Origin of the sequence: Pseudomonas sp. NFACC13-1 (assembly GCF_900104425.1) — a bacterium.
GTDB lineage: Bacteria > Pseudomonadota > Gammaproteobacteria > Pseudomonadales > Pseudomonadaceae > Aquipseudomonas > Aquipseudomonas fluorescens_AA.
The window spans coordinates 13,964-32,834 of the sequence record NZ_FMXV01000003.1 but is presented as its reverse complement, the minus strand read 5'-3'; the positions used below and the strand labels follow the sequence as shown (position 1 = coordinate 32,834).

The window sequence follows — 18,871 nt, the reverse complement described above, 5'->3', positions numbered from 1 at the left end:
TTCATTTCGTTGGGGAGATGCCGCCATGGCCCACGAACTCTATACCCGCACCAATCAGAAAATCTATTTCGCCGGCCTGTCGCTCGAAGCACTCACCAGGGCCGAGGACGGGCGTACGATGAATTCCCCGGCGCTGCTCCAGGCAGGACGTGAGTCCGCGCTGTTTCATCTGTACGGTGCGTTGTTGGGGTTGTGCCATGAAATCGCTGGTTTCTATCGCCTGCCACAAGCGAATGCCCCGCGAGCCGAGCTGCTGTTGACCCGCGAAGTGCTGGAAACCATCGCGATTCCGGAGTTGGCCGAAATGGTCGAACTGGCGCATAACCCGGAAACCTGGCTTGCGAAGCTATTGGCGGCCCATGCGGCGCTGTTCGAGCCGCCCCGGGCCCCGCGCAAGCCCAAGAGGGACGTGACCCAACCGTTGATCGTGGCGGTCAATCTGGATGAGCAAGACCCGGAGCAGGAGCTGAGCCGGGAGGAACTGGAGAGCTGGCGCCAGAACCTCAAGAGCCTGGCGATACGCTTTCGTGAAGGGTTGAACGAGTGCTGAGTTTCCCCTTGGCCCGTTACGTTCGTTGATAACGCTTGGTCAAGATCCCGAGCGGAGCCTGGCCGATGACTATATAATCCTCGCCTTTGGTGGAGAACAGACTTTTATGCCTACGTCCTTTCTAGAAATTGTCGAACTTCCTGATGGCCGCATCGAGCTGCGCAGGGCCGAGGACGAGGGTTCTCTGGTTACCTTGAACTTCTCCGAAGATGCCAAGGTATTCCTCCAGGGCCAACACGTCGAAGTCGCCAAGGCGATGCTGAGCGTGGGCGTCCAGATGGCAGGTCGCCTGGTTGAAGGCGAATTCAACAAGGAAGAGGGGCCGCGGGTTCTTCACTGATCCCGTCTGTCGGCTTTTTTGAATAGTGTGGCTGGTCGGCTTCTCTACTTTGGAGAAGCCCCGCGTTTGTCTTAGCCCAATCGAATATTCAAGCTTTGTGCGTCCCCGGTGCGGGCGGCGCTGATCAACTGTTGCCGTGCGGCCGTGGTCAATGGGTTGAGCCAGCTGACTACGGTGTGGCTACGGCCCAGGCGCAAGGCCTCGCAAGTCAACTGTTGGGCGCTTTGGGTGCCACGTGGTTGCAGCAACAGGATGCGCTCACGGTTCAGGCCGGCGTCCCGCAGCCAGGCTTGGGTAACGCTGGCCGGTGGAGCGATCAGCGTCAACCAGCGAGCATCCTGGTCCTGGCTGAGTTCTCGCAGGATGGGCGCCAGCAGGTTCAGGCAGTTTCCGGCCGCACCACGTAACGACAGTTCGCTGAAGGCCTCGGGTTCGACGCCCCAGGGCGATTCGATGACCTCTTTCAGGACTGGAACCAGCGGTTGGGCCATGAATGCCTCGAACAGCGGAAGTTGTGTGTGTTGTGGTGTGTGAGGGAACTGCATAAAGCCTCCTTTAGCGGCGAATGACGCCGACACTCAAGCCTTCGATGACCAGGTCCTGATCTTTCAGGTTCACTTCGATGGGGGCGAACTCCGGGTTCTCGGCAATGAGCCAGACCTTGCTGCCATCGCGCTTGAAGCGCTTGACGGTCACCTCGTCGCCGATTCGCGCCACCACGATCTGGCCATTGCGGGCTTCGCGGGTGGTGTGGACGGCCAGGAGGTCACCGTCGAAGATGCCGATGTCCTTCATGCTCATACCGTGTACACGGAGCAGGTAGTCGGCCCGGGGATGAAAGAACGAAGGGTTGATGTTGCAGGACTCCTCGACGTGCTGCTGGGCAAGGATCGGTGCACCCGCCGCGACCCGGCCGATGATCGGCAGGGTGGTTTCGTCGGCCTTGGCTTCGAAGCCGGGGATACGAATGCCACGGGATGCGCCCGGGGTCATTTCGATTGCGCCCTTGCGCGCCAGCGCCTTGAGGTGTTCTTCAGCGGCGTTGGGCGACTTGAAACCCAGTTCCTGGGCGATTTCCGCCCGGGTCGGCGGGTAGCCGTTGTCTTCGAGGCAGCGTTTGATGAAGGCTAGAATCTCTGCTTGGCGTGGCGTCAGCTTTAGCATATTGATCGCTCTGTCTTTTTATACAGTGACTGGGATTATATACAGTGAACGCCGCTTGGCAATCCTCCTTTTTCTACCGGCCGCTGGACGGTCGGTCAGGTTGTTGGATGGGGCGGGGCTACCGCCTGTGAAAAGGTGTGGTTAAATACGTGACCGGGCGTTCGCAAAACGCCCCGGCAGGCTTGACAACCCCTAGGCTGAAACGTATGTTTCAAACAAGTGTTTGTCAGGCGGAGTAACCATGGCCCAGTCGGAAACCGTTGAACGCATTCTCGATGCTGCCGAGCAGTTGTTCGCGGAAAAAGGTTTCGCCGAAACCTCATTGCGTCTGATCACCAGCAAGGCCGGGGTCAACCTGGCGGCGGTGAACTATCACTTCGGCTCGAAAAAGGCCTTGATCCAAGCGGTCTTCTCGCGCTTCCTCGGGCCTTTCTGCCTCAGCCTCGATCGTGAACTGGAGCGGCGCCAGGCCAAGCCTGACATCAAGCCTACCCTGGAAGAGCTGCTGGAAATCCTGGTCGAGCAAGCCCTTGTCGTGCAACCGCGCAGCGGCAACGACCTGTCCATTTTCATGCGCCTGCTGGGCCTGGCCTTCAGCCAGAGCCAGGGCCACCTGCGGCGTTATCTGGAAGACATGTACGGCAAGGTGTTTCGTCGCTACATGCTGTTGGTCAACGAAGCCGCACCGCGCATTCCGCCCATCGAGTTGTTCTGGCGGGTGCACTTCATGCTCGGCGCCGCCGCGTTCAGCATGTCCGGGATCAAGGCGCTGCGGGCCATCGCTGAAACCGATTTTGGCGTGAACACCTCGATCGAGCAGGTGATGCGCTTGATGGTGCCGTTCCTCGCCGCCGGCATGCGTGCCGAGAGTGGCGTCACCGATGAGGCCATGGCGGCCGCGCAACTGCGTCCACGCAGCAAATCGACGCCGGCGCTGGCCAAGGCTTGAGTACACGGGTGGGCGCGGCTGCCCACATCCGCTAAGCTAGCCGCCCATGCCGACTCTCGTTTCGAACCCGTTCCATTCTTTAGTGCATGACCGCGATCTGCCGGGCCCTGGGCCTGGCAGTTTGCTCATGCCTGTGTCGCCGCTCGGGTTCATCGTTATTAAGGAAATGCTATGACTGCTGGCCTGCAAGGCTCGTTGATGGTGGACGTCGCTGGTACCTGGCTGACGGCTGAAGATCGCCACCTGTTGCGCCAGCCAGAGGTAGGCGGCTTGATCATTTTTGCCCGCAATATCGAGCATCCGCGGCAAGTGCGTGAACTGAGCGCGTCGATCCGCGCCATCCGTCCCGACCTTTTACTGGCGGTGGACCAGGAAGGTGGCCGCGTTCAGCGGCTGCGCCAGGGTTTTGTGCGGTTGCCGGCGATGCGGGCGATAGCCGACAACCCGAACGCCGAATACCTGGCCGAGCAGTGCGGCTGGATCATGGCCACCGAAGTGCTGGCGGTCGGTCTCGACTTGAGTTTCGCTCCGGTGCTGGATCTCGACTATCAGCGCAGCGCTGTCGTCGGCAGTCGTTCCTTCGAAGGCGACCCCGAGCGCGCGGCGTTGCTGGCCGGTGCCTTCATCCGTGGCATGAATGCCGCCGGCATGGCAGCCACCGGCAAGCACTTCCCGGGGCATGGCTGGGCCGAGGCCGATTCCCATGTGGCGATTCCGACCGATGAACGCAGCCTCGAACAGATTTGGGCCAACGACCTGGTACCGTTTGCCAGGCTGAGCAAGCAACTGGCCGCCGTGATGCCGGCCCATGTCATCTATCCGCAGGTTGATGCCAATCCAGCCGGGTTTTCCCGTCGTTGGTTGCAGGACATCCTGCGCGGCGAGTTGCAATTCGAGGGCGTGATCTTCAGTGATGACCTGTCGATGGCCGGTGCGCATGTGGTCGGTGATGCCGCCAGTCGTATCGAGGCGGCGTTGACGGCGGGTTGCGACATGGGGCTGGTGTGTAATGATCGCGCCGCCGCGGAGCTGGCCTTGGGCGCCGCTCAACGCCTGAAGGTCAAGCCTTCGGCGCGGATCGCCCGTGTGCGCGGCCAGGCCTGTGCTTCCACGGAATACCGCCAGGACCCTCGCTGGTTGGCGGCGCTCGGCGCGCTGAGGGCTGCCCAGCTGATTGATTAGCGCTGAGCAATGTAGGAAGGCAGTACAGTCAACATCTACGCCCGCTGAACCACCGCTATCGCGAGCAAGCTCGCTCCCACATTGGAAGTGTGGTGGACTCAGGTTGTGTGAACACCGCAACTCCCCTGTGGGAGCCGAGCTTGCTCGCGATGACGGCAGCACAGTCAACATCTACGCCCGCTGAACCACCGCTATCGCGAGCAAGCTCGCTCCCACATTGGAAGTGTGGTGGACCCAGGTTGTGTGAACACCGCAACTCCCCTGTGGGAGCCGAGCTTGCTCGCGATGACGGCAGCACAGTCAACATCCGCGCCCGCTGAACCACCGCTATCGCGAGCAAGCTCGCTCCCACAAGAATTGAAGGGGGTCAGCGCTTTTCCAGTTTGTCCGGCAGCGGCGCGAACAACGCCTCGATGTCGTCGCTCTGCAATTTCCAATCTCCGGCCACGCGTCCGTCCAGCACGCCGGCCGCGAGGTCGGACTTTTCCTTTTGCAGCAGCTGGATCTTCTCTTCCACCGTGCCTCGGGCTATCAGCTTGTAGACGAACACCGGCTTTTCCTGGCCGATGCGGTAGGCACGGTCGGTAGCCTGGTTTTCGGTGGCCGGGTTCCACCACGGGTCGTAGTGAATCACCGTGTCAGCCTCGGTCAGGTTCAGGCCTACGCCACCGGCCTTCAGGCTGATCAGAAAGATCTGACGCTTACCGCTCTGGAATTCCTTGACGGGCGTGCGGCGGTCCCGGGTCTGGCCGGTCAGGATGGCGTAATCGACACCGCGTTTCTTCAGCTCATCTTCAATCAGCGCCAACATGGACGTGAACTGGGAAAACAGCAGCACCCGGCGGCCTTCTTCAAACAGCTCGTCGAGCATTTCCATCAGGCTGTCGAGCTTGCCCGAGGTGCTGCCTCGGGCGGGCAGGGTGGCGTCGTTGATCAGGCGCAGGTCGCAACACACCTGGCGCAGCTTGAGCAGCGCCTCAAGAATGATGATCTGGCTGCGGGCCACGCCTTTGCGTGTGATCTCGTCGCGGACCTTCTTGTCCATCGCCAGGCGCATGGTTTCGTAGACGTCCCGCTGGGCGTCGCTGAGTTCGACCCAATGGATGATCTCGGTCTTGGGCGGCAGCTCTGTCGCCACTTGTTCCTTGGTCCGGCGCAGCAGGAAGGGTTTTATCCGACCATTGAGGTGCTGCAGCCGTACATCGCTGCCGCGCTTTTCGATCGGTACACGGTAATCGCGGTTGAAACTCTTGACGTCCCCGAGCCAGCCCGGCAGCAGGAAGTGAAACAACGACCACAATTCGCCCAGGTGGTTTTCCAGGGGCGTACCGGACAGGCACAGCCGCTGGCGGGCGTTCAGCTCGCGGGCCGCCTGGGCGGCTTTGCTGGTGGGGTTCTTGATGTACTGGGCTTCGTCGAGGATCAGCACGTGCAATGGCTGCGCGGCCAAGCGCTCGACATCCTTGGGTAGCAGGGCATAGGTGGTGAGGACCAGGTCGTAATCGGCCAGTCGTTCGAAATGCTTTTTGCGCCCGGCGCCATACAGGGCCAGTACCTTGAGTTGCGGCGTGAAGTGAGCGGCCTCGTCGAGCCAGTTGGGGATCAGGCTGGTAGGCATCACCACCATGCACGGGCGATCGAGGCGCCCGGCGTTTTTTTCGCTGAGAATGTGCGCCAGGGTCTGTAGGGTCTTGCCCAGGCCCATGTCGTCCGCGAGGATGCCACCGACTTCCAGCTGCCGCAGTGACTGCATCCAGCTCAAGCCTTCGAGTTGATAAGGCCGTAGCGTCGCGTTCAGGCCTTCCGGCGCGGTGGTGGTGTAATCCCTGATGTCCCGCAGGCGCTGGGCCAGGCCGCGAATGTGTTCGCCACCTTCCCAGGTCAGTGGCATGTCCTGCAGCGGGTTCAGGCGCAAGGCGTCCGCGCTGTTGAGGCGCAGTTTGGTGGTGCCGGGTTCTTGCAGGTAGAACTCGCCCAGGGTCGCCAGCACCGGTTTCAGCCGGCCATAGGGCAGGGCCACTTGCTGCGGGCCGAACTCAGAGTTCGGACGGTTGGGCAGGTTGACCAGAATCAGTTCATCGTCCCGGCGCCTGGCCAGGCGTTCCGGGTTGAACAACTCGATGTGCGAGCGCATCAGGTTCAACAGGATCGGCAGCAGGCTCAGGCGCTCGCCGTTGACGATGATCCCCAGTTCCAGGTCGAACCAATCCCGTTCCGGTGTTTCCTCGACCGTGGCGTACCACTCGTCCACGGCCGTCAGGTCGAAGCCGAAGTCCTCGTCGATCTGCAATTCCCAGCCCTGGGTGCGCAGTTTCGGCAGGTCGTTGAGGGTGAACGTCAGCCAGGCACTGTCGTTGACCATTTCGTACAGTTCGCCAGCGCTTTCCGGCAGGGCCTTGCTTTGTCGGGTCGCGACCTTGAAGCCGAGGATTCGCAGCTGTTCGCGGTAGGACTGTTCCACATCGGTGTGGCGTTTTATCCGCAGCGTCTGGGTTTCCTGGCGAATCAGCACGTCGGTGTTGCGCTGGCCGCTGACGTACTCGTCCAGATAGCTGAAGGACAAGGCGGCGCGGTGCTGGATGTAGCGTTGCATCTTGCCGTTGCGTGGCTCGAAGGCGCTGAACTCGATACTGGCCAGCCACAGGCGTGGCACCGGTTGTACGTTGTCCACCAGCACTTGCGGTGGGGCCTTGGGGCTGCGGTTGTCCAGCACGGCCTGGAGTTTTTCCAGCAATTGCGCGTCTTTTTCGGCGGCCGGGTAGGCCAGGGTTTCCTGGACTTGCAGCAACACCGCCGCGCAGTGCTTGCAGTTGATGCGCACCGGGCAGGAGCACGCGGCTTCGAGCAGAATCAACGCGCCCTTGGCTGACTCTTTAAGGCGAATGGTCTGACGGTAGACGTTGCCGCCAGAGCCTTCGCAACTGGCGGTGATGGTGCTGTCGCCGGCTTCGACGATCCTGACGCGGTTTTCCAGCGCATAACGGCGCCCGCGCTCCAGGCTCTGTTCCTTGAATCGATTGACCCAGGAAGGTGCCAGGGGTTTGCTCAGGGGCGATGGCATAGGCGCGCCGATCAGTCCGGAATGACTTCAGGTGCCTGCCGTGGCGCGGGCGCGGTCAGCGAGGTGATCTTGATCAGCAGGCCGAGGTGACCGTTATCGAGGAAATTCAGTTGACCATTCTTGGTATGGCTCTGCTGTTTGAGGCGCTCGCTGGCGGTGACCAGGCCATTGGCGTCGATCTGGTTGATCCAGAAGTCGGCATCCACGTCGGTGAAGCGGCCCAGTTTCAGTTCCAGGGTGCCCTCGATGGGGAACTGCCCAAACTGTTCGGCACCGTCGCTGATGGCGACTTTACGGCCCTGTTCACCGAGCGTCTGCTGCCAGGCCTTGTGCATCAATACCGTGTATTGGCCGCTGGCGCTGAGTTTCTCGACGATGTTGCCCAGGGCCGGCGTGCGCTGGCTGTCCGCGCCCAGGCGTTGCGCGCCGGCGTCCCAGTCTTCCGGTGCGGCACGGCTGACAATCACCGGCTCGGCATTCTGGCGGACCAGAATCATTTCAACCTGATACAGGTCATCGGCAAACGCCAGGGGAGCGACCAGGGTCAACAGCAAGGTCAGTGAGCGGAACAGGCGCATGGGGCGTCCTTCAAGCAGTGGTCGGAGTGAGACGCTCGAACAGCGCCTCTACGGTGTTGAAACGCTCTTCCGCGCGTTCCATGGGCACCATGAATTTGAACATCGTGGCCCCTTCGAACTTGTAGCGTTTGGGCTGGCCTTGGATCAACTTGATCAGCACCAGCGGGTCGACCGGAGTCTGGGCTTCGAACTCGATCCGGCCGCCGTTGGGGCCGCCATCGACTTTCTTGATGCCCAGTTGCTCGGCCTTGAGCTTGAGCAGCGTGGTGCGCACCAGGTTCTTGGTCGGTTCCGGCAGCAGGCCGAAGCGGTCGATCATCTCCACCTGCAGGTCCTTGAGGCCTTCCTCGTCGCTGGCCGAGGCGATGCGTTTGTAGAGAATCAGCCGTGCGTGGACGTCCGGCAGGTAGTCTTCCGGGATCAACGCCGGCACGCGCAGATTGATTTCCGGCCCGCCGCCCAGGGGTTGATCGAGGTTTGGCTGTTCGCCCTTGCGGATCGACTTGACCGCGCGTTCGAGCATTTCCATGTACAGGGTGAAGCCGACGGCCTGGATCTGGCCACTCTGGCCGTCGCCGAGCAATTCGCCGGCGCCACGGATTTCCAGGTCGTTGGTGGCCAGCACGAAGCCGGCGCCGAGGTCCTGGGTGTTAGCGATGGCTTCCAGGCGCTTTTCCGCATCCGGGGTGATCTGCTGGCGCGGTGGCGTCAACAGGTAGGCATAGGCCTGGTGGTGGCTACGACCGACCCGGCCGCGCAACTGGTGCAGCTGGGCCAGGCCGAATTTGTCGGCACGCTCGATGATGATGGTATTGGCGCTCGGCACGTCGATGCCGGTCTCGATGATGGTCGAGGCGATCAGCACGTTGAAGCGCTTGTGGTAGAAGTCGCTCATCACCTGTTCGAGTTCACGTTCGCGCATTTGTCCGTGGCCGATGCCGATGCGCGCTTCCGGCACCAGTTCGGCCAGGTCGGCGGCGCATTTCTCGATGGTCTTCACGTCGTTGTGCAGGTAATAGACCTGGCCACCACGCAGCAGCTCACGCAGCAGGGCTTCCTTGACGGTGCTTTTGTTCTGCTCCATGACAAAGGTGCGCACCGACAGGCGCCGGGCCGGCGGCGTGGCGATGATCGACAGGTCGCGCATGCCCGACACCGCCATGTTCAGCGTGCGGGGGATCGGCGTGGCGGTCAGGGTCAGGATGTCGACTTCGCTGCGCAGGGCCTTGAGTTGTTCCTTCTGGCGCACGCCGAAACGGTGTTCTTCGTCGATGATCACCAGCCCCAGGTTCTTGATCTTCACGTCGTCCTGCAGCAGCTTGTGCGTGCCGATGACGATGTCGATCTTGCCCTCGGCCAGTTCGGCCACGGCGGCGTTCACTTCCTTGGTGGATTTGAAACGGCTCATCACTTCCACGGTCACCGGCCAGTCGGCGAAGCGGTCGCGGAAACTGTTGTAGTGCTGCTGGGCGAGCAGGGTGGTCGGGACCAGGATCGCCACCTGCTTGCCGCCGTGCACGGCAATGAACGCGGCGCGCATCGCCACTTCGGTCTTGCCGAAGCCCACGTCGCCGCACACCAGTCGGTCCATGGGCTTGGGCGCGAGCATGTCGGCGCGCACGGCTTCGATGGTGGTTTGCTGATCGACGGTTTCTTCGAACGGGAAACCGGCGCTGAAGGTTTCGTAGTCGGCTTTCGGATCGGCGAAGGCGTAGCCCTCGCGGGCGGCGCGACGGGCGTAAATGTCCAGCAGTTCGGCGGCCACGTCGCGCACCTGTTCGGCCGCCTTTCGCTTGGCTTTCTGCCAGGTTTCCGAGCCCAGGCGATGCAGTGGAGCGAGGGCGTCGTCGCTGCCGGTATAGCGAGCGATCAGGTGCAGGTTCGCCACCGGCACGTAGAGCTTGGCGCCCTCGGCGTATTCCAGGGTCAGGAACTCGGCGGCCTGGTTGTCGATTTCCAGTGTCGCCAGGCCCAGGTAGCGGCCCACGCCGTGGTCGATGTGCACGACCGGTGCGCCTTCGCGCAGCTCGGTGAGGTTCTTGATGACGGCGTCGTTGGCGGCGTCGGCGCGTTTCTCGCGACGGCGGCGCTGCATGACGCGCTGGCCGAACAAAGGACTTTCCGCCACCAGTGCCAGGGCCGGGTCATCCAGGACCAGGCCGTCGTTCAACGGCGCGATGGTGATCGCCAGGCGATCCTTGCCGGCGACGAAGTCCGGCCAGCTGTCCACCGTCTTCGGCCGCAGCTTCAGGCGTTCGAGCAGTTCCAGCAGCACTTCGCGACGCCCCGCGGATTCAGCGGTGAACAGGACGCGACCAGGGAATGCGTCGAGAAAGCCAGCCAGTGCCGCCAATGGCTGCGTGGCCTTGGCTTCGATGGCCAGGTCCGGCAATGCTCTGGCCGGGAAGCGCTCACGGCCAACGCCGGTTTCCACGTCCTGCTGACTCGCCACCACCCGTGGCCAACTCTTGAGGCGGGCAAAGCAGTCTTCCACCGGCAGGAACAGCTCGGCCGGTGGCAATAAAGGACGGGCAGGATCGACGCGACGCTCTTCGTAGCGGTTGCGCACGTCGTTCCAGAAGTTTTCCGCCGCCTGCTCGATGCCCGGCAGGGAAAACACCTGGGTGTCCTGGGGCAGGTAATCGAACAGGGTGGAGGTTTCTTCGAAAAACAGCGGCAGGTAGTACTCGATACCGGCGGGGGTGATCCCGCTGCTCAGGTCCTGGAAGATCGGGCAGCGGCGGAAATCCACATCGAAGCGCTCGCGAAAGCGCGCCTTGAAACGGGTCACGGCGTCTTTCTGCAGCGGGAATTCCTTGGCCGGTAACAGGCGGATCGACTGCACTTTGTCGATGGAGCGCTGGTTTTCCGGGTCGAAGGTGCGCAGGGTCTCGATTTCGTCATCGAACAGGTCGATGCGATACGGCAGTTTGCTGCCCATCGGGAACAGGTCGATCAAGGCGCCACGCACCGCGAACTCGCCGTGCTCGTACACCGTGTCGACACAGCGATAGCCACTGGCCTCGAGGCGGATGCGCATTTGCTCGACGTCGAGCTTCTGGCCGATGTCCAGCACCAGGCTGCTGCCGAGCAGGAATTGGGTCGGGGCCAGGCGATGTAGGGCCGTGGTGATCGGCACTACCAAAACGCCATGACTGAGCTCCGGCAGCCGATAAAGGCTGGCGATTCGCTGGGAAATGATGTCCTGGTGCGGTGAAAACAGATCGTAGGGCAGGGTTTCCCAGTCCGGGAAATGCAAGACCGGCAAATCCGGAGCGAAAAAACTCAGCTCCTGTTCCAACCGTTCAGCGCTTTGGCTGTCGGCGGTCAGCAGCAGGGTAAAACGCTTTGCAGCGCTGGCAGCCTCGGCGATGGCCAGGCTCAGGGCGGCACCGGGCAGGTTGCCCCAGTGCTGTTTACCTGCCGCGGCAGGGAGAAGCGGAAGACGCAGAACGGGCACGGAAGATTGAGCTCCAGCATTGCGACAAAGTCGACAATTGTAGCGGGGGAAGGGGGCTGCTGTCAGTCGCAGACTACCCTGGCCGGCAGGAAAACCACGGCGCGACGGGCGCGCATTGCTCCGCCGAGGACTCGGCGGCATAATGTAGCCCCTTTTTTCAGCCCCTACATGTGGAAGGTTACCGTGACTCAGAAGCCCGACCAGTGTCTTGGTGAATGGATTGATCGTGAAGCGCTCGCCGAAGCGATGATCCCTCTCATCGGTCAGCTCTACCGCAATAACAACGTGGTGAGCTCGATCTATGGCCGCAGCCTGATCAACCAGTCTGTCATCGCGATCCTCAAAGCCCACCGCTTTGCTCGCCACCGTTCTTCCGACGACAGCGAACTCTCCGTCCACGAAACATTCCCTCTGCTCAAGGCCATGAGCGAGCTCAAGCTCGGCGCGGCGTCGGTAGACCTGGGCAAGCTGGCGTTCAAATTCCGCAACGAAGGCAATGGCCGTAGCGCCGAGCAGTTCGTGCGTGAAGAGATGGCTGATGTGGTTGGCCAGCAGAACGTTTCGGCTCGCAAAGGCACTGACGTGGTCCTGTACGGTTTCGGCCGTATCGGCCGTCTGCTGGCGCGCATCCTGATCGAAAAAACCGGTGGTGGCGACGGCCTGCGCCTGCGGGCCATCGTGGTGCGCAAGGGCGCCGAGAACGACCTGACCAAGCGTGCCAGCCTGCTGCGCCGTGACTCGGTCCATGGTTCGTTCAACGGCACCATCACCATCGACGAAGAAAACAACACCATCACCGCCAACGGCAACCTGATCCAGGTGATCTACGCGAAGAACCCGACCGAGGTGGACTACACCCAGTACGGTATCAAGGATGCGCTGCTGGTGGACAACACCGGTGTATGGCGTGACGCCGACGGCCTGGGCCAGCACCTGGCCTGCCCGGGTGTCGACCGCGTTGTCCTGACCGCACCAGGCAAGGGCAAGCTGAAGAACATCGTTCACGGCATCAACCACGGCGACATCACCGCTGACGACAAGATCGTCTCCGCCGCCTCTTGCACCACCAACGCCATCGTGCCGGTGCTCAAGGCCGTGAACGACAAGTTCGGCATCGTCAACGGTCACGTCGAAACGGTTCACTCGTACACCAACGACCAGAACCTGATCGACAACTTCCACAAGGGCGATCGCCGTGGCCGCAGCGCCGCGCTGAACATGGTCATCACCGAGACCGGTGCCGCCACCGCCGCCGCCAAGGCCCTGCCTGAACTGGCCGGCAAGCTGACCGGCAACGCGATCCGTGTGCCGACGCCGAACGTGTCGATGGCCATTCTCAACCTGAACCTCGAGAAAGCCGCCACCCGTGAAGAGATGAACGAGTACCTGCGCTACATGGCGCTGCACTCCGATCTGCACAAGCAGATCGACTTCGTCAATTCCCAGGAAGTGGTGTCCACCGACTTCGTGGGCTCGCGCCACGCCGGTGTCGTGGATGCCGAGGCCACCATCAGCCAGGATAACCGCGTTGTCCTGTACGTCTGGTACGACAACGAGTTCGGTTACAGCTGCCAGGTGGTTCGCGTGATGGAAGACATGGCCGGGGTAAACCCGCCAGCGTTCCCGCGCTAAGCCTTAGCCGCTTGTGAAAACGCCCCGACTTGTCGGGGCGTTTTTTTGTCCGGGTTTTGGGGGGGCTGGGCTGGCCTCATCGTCGGATCGCCGCCCGGAGCAAGCTCGCTCCGGGCGGCGATCCGACGATGGCGATCTGTCAAGCGCCACCCGCTACAGAGGCCTGCGCAGTCCGCAGTTCATGCCGATTGCCCTTGAACAACACCAGGGTCGCAATCAGCCCCAGCACCGCCGCCCCACTGAGCCATATCCCCGGTGCAGCCTTGTTGTCGAGCACATGGATCAGGTAGGTACAGGCCGCCGGGGTAAATCCACCGAAGGTCGCTGTCGCCAGGCTATAGGCCAGGGAGAAACCGGTGGTGCGCACTTCAACCGGCATGATTTCCGTCAAGGCCACCACCATGGCACCGTTGTAGGATCCATACAGGAACGACAACCACAGCTCGACGATCAGCAAATGGCTGAAACTGGGATTCGCCACCAGCCAGGCCAGCGCCGGATAGGCGGTCAGGATCGCCAGGATCGTCGCACCGAGGAGCAGGGGTTTGCGTCCGATCTTGTCGGAAAACGCCCCCATCACAGGCAGCCAGAAGAAATTCGACAAGCCGATGCACACCGTGACCAGCAGCGCATCGAGGTCCGACAGGTTCAACTCGGCCTTGCCGAAGGTCGGTGTGTAGGCGGTGATCAGGTAGAACGACACGGTGGTCATCACCACCAGTGCCATGCCGGCCAAGACAATGCCGAAGTTCTGACCGATGGAGCGGACAATTTCCGACAGGCTGGGGCGGTGTTTTCTTGCTTGGAATTCAGGTGTTTCTTCCAGCGAACGACGAATCATGAAGATGGCCGGGACAATCATGCACCCCACCAGGAACGGTACGCGCCAGCCCCAGTCGCCCATCTCCTGGGGGCTCAGCCAGTGATTGAGGCCAACCCCCAGCAAGCCGGCAAACACCACTGCCGCCTGTTGGCTGGCGGATTGCCAACTGACAAAGAAACCCTTGCGCCCCGGCGTGGAGATTTCCGCCAGGTAGACCGACACACCACCCAGCTCCACGCCTGCGGAGAAGCCTTGCAGCAATCGGCCCAACAGCACCAGCAAGGGGGCCGTCACGCCGAGGGTCGCATAGCCTGGCACGCAGGCGATCAGTAGGGTGCCCATGGCCATCAGCGCCAAGGTGATGATCAAGCCTTTGCGACGGCCATGGCGGTCGATGTAGGCACCAAGAAATATCGCCCCCAGGGGACGCATCAGGAACCCGGCACCGAACGTGGCCAGGGACAGCATCAGCGAGGCGAACGCACTGTCGGCGGGGAAGAACGTCTTGGCGATGGCCGTGGCGTAGAAGCCGTAGACCATGAAGTCGAACATCTCCAGGAAGTTGCCGCTGACAACGCGAAAAATCGCCTTGCCGTTGCTCGTGGTGGAAGACATTTTGGGTACTCACTCTGGCAGATCTTGTATGAAGGCGCTGCACGCTGTGGGGGCGGCCTGTGGGAGCAAAGCTTGCTCGCGATGAACGATAGGCAGCCTTGTAGCTGGACCGTGTCGCATGCATCGCGAGCAAGCTTTGCTCCCACAGGTCTGATCCCACAGGTTCGCGCACGCACGCGCTGAAGCTCATAATGGCGGGCGCGGTTTTGAGGGGAGATGAAGATTTGTTAACTGGACGATGGTGGACATTTGTGATCTTGGCCGGTGTTCTGTCCGGCTGCGGTAATGGCGACACCCTCGAGCGCTTCGCCGGTCCGACCATGGGCAGCCATTATTCCATTCAGTACGTCAGGCATTCCGCCGGGCCCGCTCCGAAAACGGTGCAGGCCGAGGTGGAAAACATCCTTGCCGAAGTGGATCGGCAATTCTCGACCTATCGCGGCGATTCGGACGTTGAGCGCTTCAATGCATTGCCGGCCAACAGTTGCCAGGTCATGCCTGGGCCGGTCCTGGCGTTGATCCGCGTGGGCGAGCAGTTGTCGGTTCAAAGCGATGGCGCCTTCGATCTGACCGTGGAGCCGCTGCTGAACCTGTGGGGCTTCGGGCCCCAGTCCCGGGATGAGAAAGTGCCAACTGCAGAAACCTTGACCTTGGTGCGCCAGCGCGTCGGTCATGGTCATTTGCGTATTGAGGGCGACCGGTTGTGCAAGGACGCCGCGGTGGAAGTCGATTTCAACAGTATCGCCGCCGGTTATGCCGTCGACCGCATCGCCGCCAGGCTCCAGGCCCTGGGCATCGACAGTTACCTGGCCGAAGCCACCGGGGAACTCAAGGCCGTCGGGCGCAAACCCGATGGTTCGGCCTGGCGCATCGCCCTGGAAGAGCCCCGGGATGACCGGCAAGTGGCGGAGCGTGTCATCGAGGTCAACGGCTACGGGGTTTCCACCTCGGGTGACTACCGTCATTACTTCGAACAGGGCGGTCAGCGTTATTCCCACACCTTTGATGCACGCACTGGTGCGCCGGTCCTACATAACCTGGCGTCAGTCACGGTGATTCATCCTTCGGCGCTGATGGCCGATGGACTATCGACGCTGTTGCTGATTCTCGGTCCTGAACGGGGTTGGGACTATGCCCAGAAACAGGGCGTCGGGGTATTTTTCGTATTGCGGGACAATGACCGTTTCGTCGTTCGCACCAATGAAGCATTTGAACGGATGACGGGCGGAAAACCTCAATGATGACAGCGCCCTGAAAGGTCACCTGTGGCGAAATAGCGCAGGCAAAGGGGGCGTTCTCAATTAGTTTCCCCACCGCGCCGGGTCTGCTGTTGTGCAGGGCAAGGCGCGAGAAGCGTGGTTTGGTCATTCCAAATAAGCTTCGAGCAACGCAGCCCTGCACAACAGCAGGCCCGGCCCTCCGGGTTGCGCCTTAAAGCGGGCCATGCTGCGTTGCAGGCCTTGGAAAGGGAACACCATTCCCAGCGGCCTGCGCCTTGCCTGGCCCGCTTTAAGGCACAACGCGGTGGGGAAACTAATTGAGAACGCCCCCTAGCCTACGACGCGACCAAGGGGTAATGTGCGCGGCGTTGACGCTTCTATAGACTGTGGCCGGGCTCGTGAACCGGCCCCAAATTGTTCCTTCATGCCGCAGGCCGGCATGATTTAGCCGTCGATGCCTAGTGAGGCGTCGCGGCCTGTTCTGAGGAGTACGCATGGCTGTCTACAACTACGACGTGGTGGTACTGGGCTCCGGCCCGGCGGGGGAAGGCGCGGCAATGAACGCGGCCAAGGCAGGGCGCAAGGTGGCGATGGTCGACAGCCGTCGGCAGGTCGGCGGCAACTGCACCCACCTGGGTACCATCCCGTCCAAGGCCTTGCGTCACTCGGTCCGGCAGATCATGCAGTTCAACACCAACCCGATGTTCCGGGCCATCGGCGAGCCGCGTTGGTTCTCCTTCCCGGACGTGCTCAAGAGCGCCGAGAAGGTGATCTCCAAGCAAGTGGCCTCGCGCACCGGCTACTACGCCCGCAACCGCGTGGACGTGTTCTTCGGCACGGGCAGCTTTGCCGACGAGCAGACGGTCGAAGTGGTGTGCGGCAATGGCGTGGTCGAGAAGCTGGTGGCCAAGCACATCATCATCGCCACCGGTTCGCGCCCGTACCGCCCGGCCGACATCGATTTCAACCATGCACGGATCTACGATAGCGACACGATCCTGAGCCTGGGCCACACCCCGCGTAAGCTCATCGTCTACGGTGCCGGCGTGATCGGTTGCGAATACGCCTCGATCTTCAGCGGCCTGGGTGTGCTGGTGGAACTGGTGGATAACCGCGGCCAGTTGCTGAGCTTCCTGGACTCGGAAATTTCCCAGGCCCTGAGCTATCACTTCAGCAACAACAACATCACTGTGCGCCACAACGAAGAATACGAGCGTGTCGAAGGCGTCGACAACGGCGTGATCCTGCACCTCAAGTCCGGCAAGAAGATCAAGGCCGATGCCTTGCTCTGGTGCAACGGTCGTACCGGCAACACCGACACCCTGGGCCTGGAAAACATCGGCGTGAAGGTCAACAGCCGCGGCCAGATCGAAGTCGACGAGAACTACCGCACCTGCGTGCCGAACATCTATGGTGCCGGTGACGTGATCGGTTGGCCGAGCCTGGCCAGTGCCGCCCACGACCAGGGCCGTTCGGCCGCCGGCAGCATTGTCGACAACGGCAGCTGGCGCTTCGTCAACGACGTGCCGACCGGCATCTACACCATTCCGGAGATCAGCTCGATCGGCAAGAACGAGCAGGAGTTGACCCAGGCCAAGGTGCCGTACGAAGTCGGCAAGGCATTCTTCAAGAGCATGGCGCGCGCTCAGATCGCCGGCGAGCCGCAAGGCATGCTGAAGATCCTGTTCCATCGCGAGACCCTGGAAGTGCTGGGCGTGCACTGCTTCGGCTACCAGGCGTCGGAGATCGTGCACATCGGCCAGGCGATCATGAACCAGCCGGGCGAATTGAACACGCTGAAGTACTTCGTCAACACCACGTTCAACTACCCGACCATGGCCGAAGCCTATCGGGTAGCGGCCTACGACGGGCTCAACCGGCTTTTTTGAGCGGCTCCGGCCGGTGGCCTGAGCCGGCCGGGGAGACCGATTTCAGCCCTTCCCGAGGGTGGCGGTGGCCAAACCGGGAAAGTCTGTAATCAGGCTGTCAGCGCCAAAGTCGGCGAGCCTGCGCATCAGCGCGGGCTCGTTGACGGTCCACACCGACACATGCAGGCCCTGGCGTTGGGCCTTGATCAGGCGCTCCGGCGTGCACAGGGTCCAGTTCAGCGCCAGAATCTCGCAGCCGTAGCTCTGGGCGACCTTCAATGGGTCGAGCCAGGCGTATTCGGCCACCAGTCCGCGGGAGATGTCCGGGGTCAGGTCCAGGGCCGCCTTGAGCACTTCCCGGGAACTGGACGTGATGGTGATCTTGTCCAGCAGCCCGAAACGCTGGGCCATTTCGCGGATGCCCAGCACCGTGGCCGCGGCGCGGGTGCGCGAGGCACTCTTGACCTCCAGTTGCCAGTGCTCGAAATCACACTTCTCGAACAGCTCCTCCAGGCGTGGGATCGGGCACGGCTTGATCCAGCCCGGGCCGCCCTTGCGCGCATCGTAGGTCACCAGCTCGGCGGCGGAGTGTTCCACCACCTTGCCGCGGCGGTCCGTGGTGCGCTTGAGGGTCGGGTCGTGGATGACCATCAACTCGCCGTCCATCGAAAGATGCAGGTCCAGCTCGCAACGGCGTACGCCGTGCTTGAGGCACTCCTGAAAACCGGTCAGGGTGTTTTCCGGCGCTTCGCCCTTGGCGCCGCGGTGGCCATAAATGAGGGTCACGGTTCTTCCTTATTGATACCTGATTCGTTCAGTTCCCGGGCCAGGCGCCGTTCTTGCGCCTGTTTCTGCAGAATGTAGCGGGCCAGCAACTGGCGCTGGGCGTCGGTCGGGCGCTCGAACTCGGTGCCCACGTCGTAGCCGTCGCCCTTGGGGTCACAGTGGGTGACCCGCGCCCGCAGCAGCAAGCCGAGGGCCTGGGGCATCAGCACCAGCTTGATCGACAAGTGGGCGCCGACGGCGATTGGCGTGGGGTATTGGAAGTCGACGCCGCCTTCGGAAATGATCACCGGCTGCGGGTCGCCGATTTCGCCGAGCACGGTCAGGGCGATGACCTGGCTGAGCAGGTCGATGCGTTTGTTCATCGCCTTGAGGTACGCCGCGACGCTGCGTTCGCGCTCGCTGATCTGGCGCAGCAGGTGCTGGGACTCGAATTCGCTCAGGTGCAGTTCACTGAGCAGGTTGAACAGTGGAGAAGCATCCTGCAACACTTCCTGGCCAGCAGCTTCAGGAATGGAGAGGGGCCGAATTTCCAGTGCGATCGTGTCCTCGATACGGTAGTATTCGCGGCGATCTTCTTCATCTAATGTCGACATGGCGAACCCATGGTAGCGGCGGTGGTCTGAGTGTAAAGCTGGTTTGTGAC

15 protein-coding genes are annotated in these 18,871 nt (G+C 61.9%); 7 read left to right on the top strand and 8 right to left on the bottom strand.

Features of this window, described 5'->3' with window-relative positions; translation table 11 throughout:
- Positions 1-25 precede the first annotated feature (25 nt).
- Together BLQ55_RS04865 and BLQ55_RS04860 are read left to right on the top strand one after the other, a co-directional pair.
- Positions 26-550, top strand: coding sequence for a DUF6586 family protein (locus BLQ55_RS04865; RefSeq protein ID WP_092252699.1), 525 nt, complete (start codon positions 26-28; stop codon positions 548-550).
- Positions 551-656: 106 nt separating this feature from the next.
- Positions 657-890: a hypothetical protein gene (locus tag BLQ55_RS04860; protein ID WP_003183419.1), complete on the top strand. Its 234-nt coding sequence runs from the start codon at positions 657-659 to the stop codon at positions 888-890.
- A 71-nt stretch (positions 891-961) separates the two neighbouring features.
- Here the strand turns inward: BLQ55_RS04860 and sulA are convergent, their stop codons facing one another.
- Both sulA and lexA read right to left on the bottom strand, forming a co-directional pair.
- Positions 962-1,435, bottom strand: coding sequence for an SOS-induced cell division inhibitor SulA (sulA, locus tag BLQ55_RS04855; RefSeq protein WP_060738408.1), 474 nt, complete (start codon positions 1,433-1,435; stop codon positions 962-964).
- Positions 1,436-1,445: 10 nt separating this feature from the next.
- Complete coding sequence (gene lexA, locus BLQ55_RS04850) at positions 1,446-2,054, bottom strand: transcriptional repressor LexA (RefSeq protein WP_003199651.1); 609 nt, start codon at positions 2,052-2,054, stop codon at positions 1,446-1,448.
- A gap of 241 nt (positions 2,055-2,295) precedes the next feature.
- Between lexA and BLQ55_RS04845 the strand changes: the two genes are divergently transcribed.
- Positions 2,296-3,003: a TetR/AcrR family transcriptional regulator gene (locus BLQ55_RS04845; RefSeq protein ID WP_092197349.1), complete on the top strand. Its 708-nt coding sequence runs from the start codon at positions 2,296-2,298 to the stop codon at positions 3,001-3,003.
- Between the two features lie 183 nt (positions 3,004-3,186).
- Positions 3,187-4,185, top strand: a complete 999-nt coding sequence (gene nagZ / locus BLQ55_RS04840; RefSeq protein ID WP_176814183.1) for a beta-N-acetylhexosaminidase — start codon at positions 3,187-3,189, stop codon at positions 4,183-4,185.
- 367 nt (positions 4,186-4,552) lie between these two features.
- Here the strand turns inward: nagZ and BLQ55_RS04835 are convergent, their stop codons facing one another.
- From BLQ55_RS04835 to mfd, 3 genes are read right to left on the bottom strand one after another with little or no spacing between them, the layout of a single operon-like run.
- Positions 4,553-7,246, bottom strand: coding sequence for a DEAD/DEAH box helicase (locus tag BLQ55_RS04835; protein ID WP_092252695.1), 2,694 nt, complete (start codon positions 7,244-7,246; stop codon positions 4,553-4,555).
- A gap of 11 nt (positions 7,247-7,257) precedes the next feature.
- A complete protein-coding gene (locus BLQ55_RS04830; protein WP_092197345.1) occupies positions 7,258-7,824 on the bottom strand; it encodes a CsiV family protein in 567 nt (188 codons plus the stop codon).
- Positions 7,825-7,834: 10 nt separating this feature from the next.
- Complete coding sequence (gene mfd / locus BLQ55_RS04825) at positions 7,835-11,284, bottom strand: transcription-repair coupling factor (protein ID WP_092197343.1); 3,450 nt, start codon at positions 11,282-11,284, stop codon at positions 7,835-7,837.
- Positions 11,285-11,452: 168 nt separating this feature from the next.
- Here mfd and BLQ55_RS04820 point away from each other — a divergent pair, with 168 nt between their 5' ends.
- Positions 11,453-12,916 (top strand): glyceraldehyde-3-phosphate dehydrogenase, encoded by a 1,464-nt coding sequence (locus tag BLQ55_RS04820; RefSeq protein ID WP_092197341.1) that lies wholly within the window; start codon positions 11,453-11,455, stop codon positions 12,914-12,916.
- Between the two features lie 139 nt (positions 12,917-13,055).
- On the opposite strand, the gene BLQ55_RS04815 is transcribed toward BLQ55_RS04820, so the two are convergent.
- Positions 13,056-14,354: an MFS transporter gene (locus BLQ55_RS04815; RefSeq protein ID WP_092252693.1), complete on the bottom strand. Its 1,299-nt coding sequence runs from the start codon at positions 14,352-14,354 to the stop codon at positions 13,056-13,058.
- Positions 14,355-14,605: 251 nt separating this feature from the next.
- Between BLQ55_RS04815 and BLQ55_RS04810 the strand changes: the two genes are divergently transcribed.
- Positions 14,606-15,595: an FAD:protein FMN transferase gene (locus tag BLQ55_RS04810; RefSeq protein WP_092252691.1), complete on the top strand. Its 990-nt coding sequence runs from the start codon at positions 14,606-14,608 to the stop codon at positions 15,593-15,595.
- 473 nt (positions 15,596-16,068) lie between these two features.
- A complete protein-coding gene (gene sthA, locus BLQ55_RS04805; RefSeq protein WP_092197335.1) occupies positions 16,069-17,463 on the top strand; it encodes a Si-specific NAD(P)(+) transhydrogenase in 1,395 nt (464 codons plus the stop codon).
- A 42-nt stretch (positions 17,464-17,505) separates the two neighbouring features.
- Here the strand turns inward: sthA and BLQ55_RS04800 are convergent, their stop codons facing one another.
- Both BLQ55_RS04800 and BLQ55_RS04795 read right to left on the bottom strand, forming a co-directional pair.
- Positions 17,506-18,228, bottom strand: coding sequence for a glycerophosphodiester phosphodiesterase (locus BLQ55_RS04800; protein ID WP_092197333.1), 723 nt, complete (start codon positions 18,226-18,228; stop codon positions 17,506-17,508).
- Positions 18,225-18,821, bottom strand: coding sequence for a PilZ domain-containing protein (locus BLQ55_RS04795; protein WP_092197331.1), 597 nt, complete (start codon positions 18,819-18,821; stop codon positions 18,225-18,227). The genes BLQ55_RS04800 and BLQ55_RS04795 overlap by 4 nt, the downstream gene beginning before the upstream one ends.
- Positions 18,822-18,871: the final 50 nt, after the last annotated feature.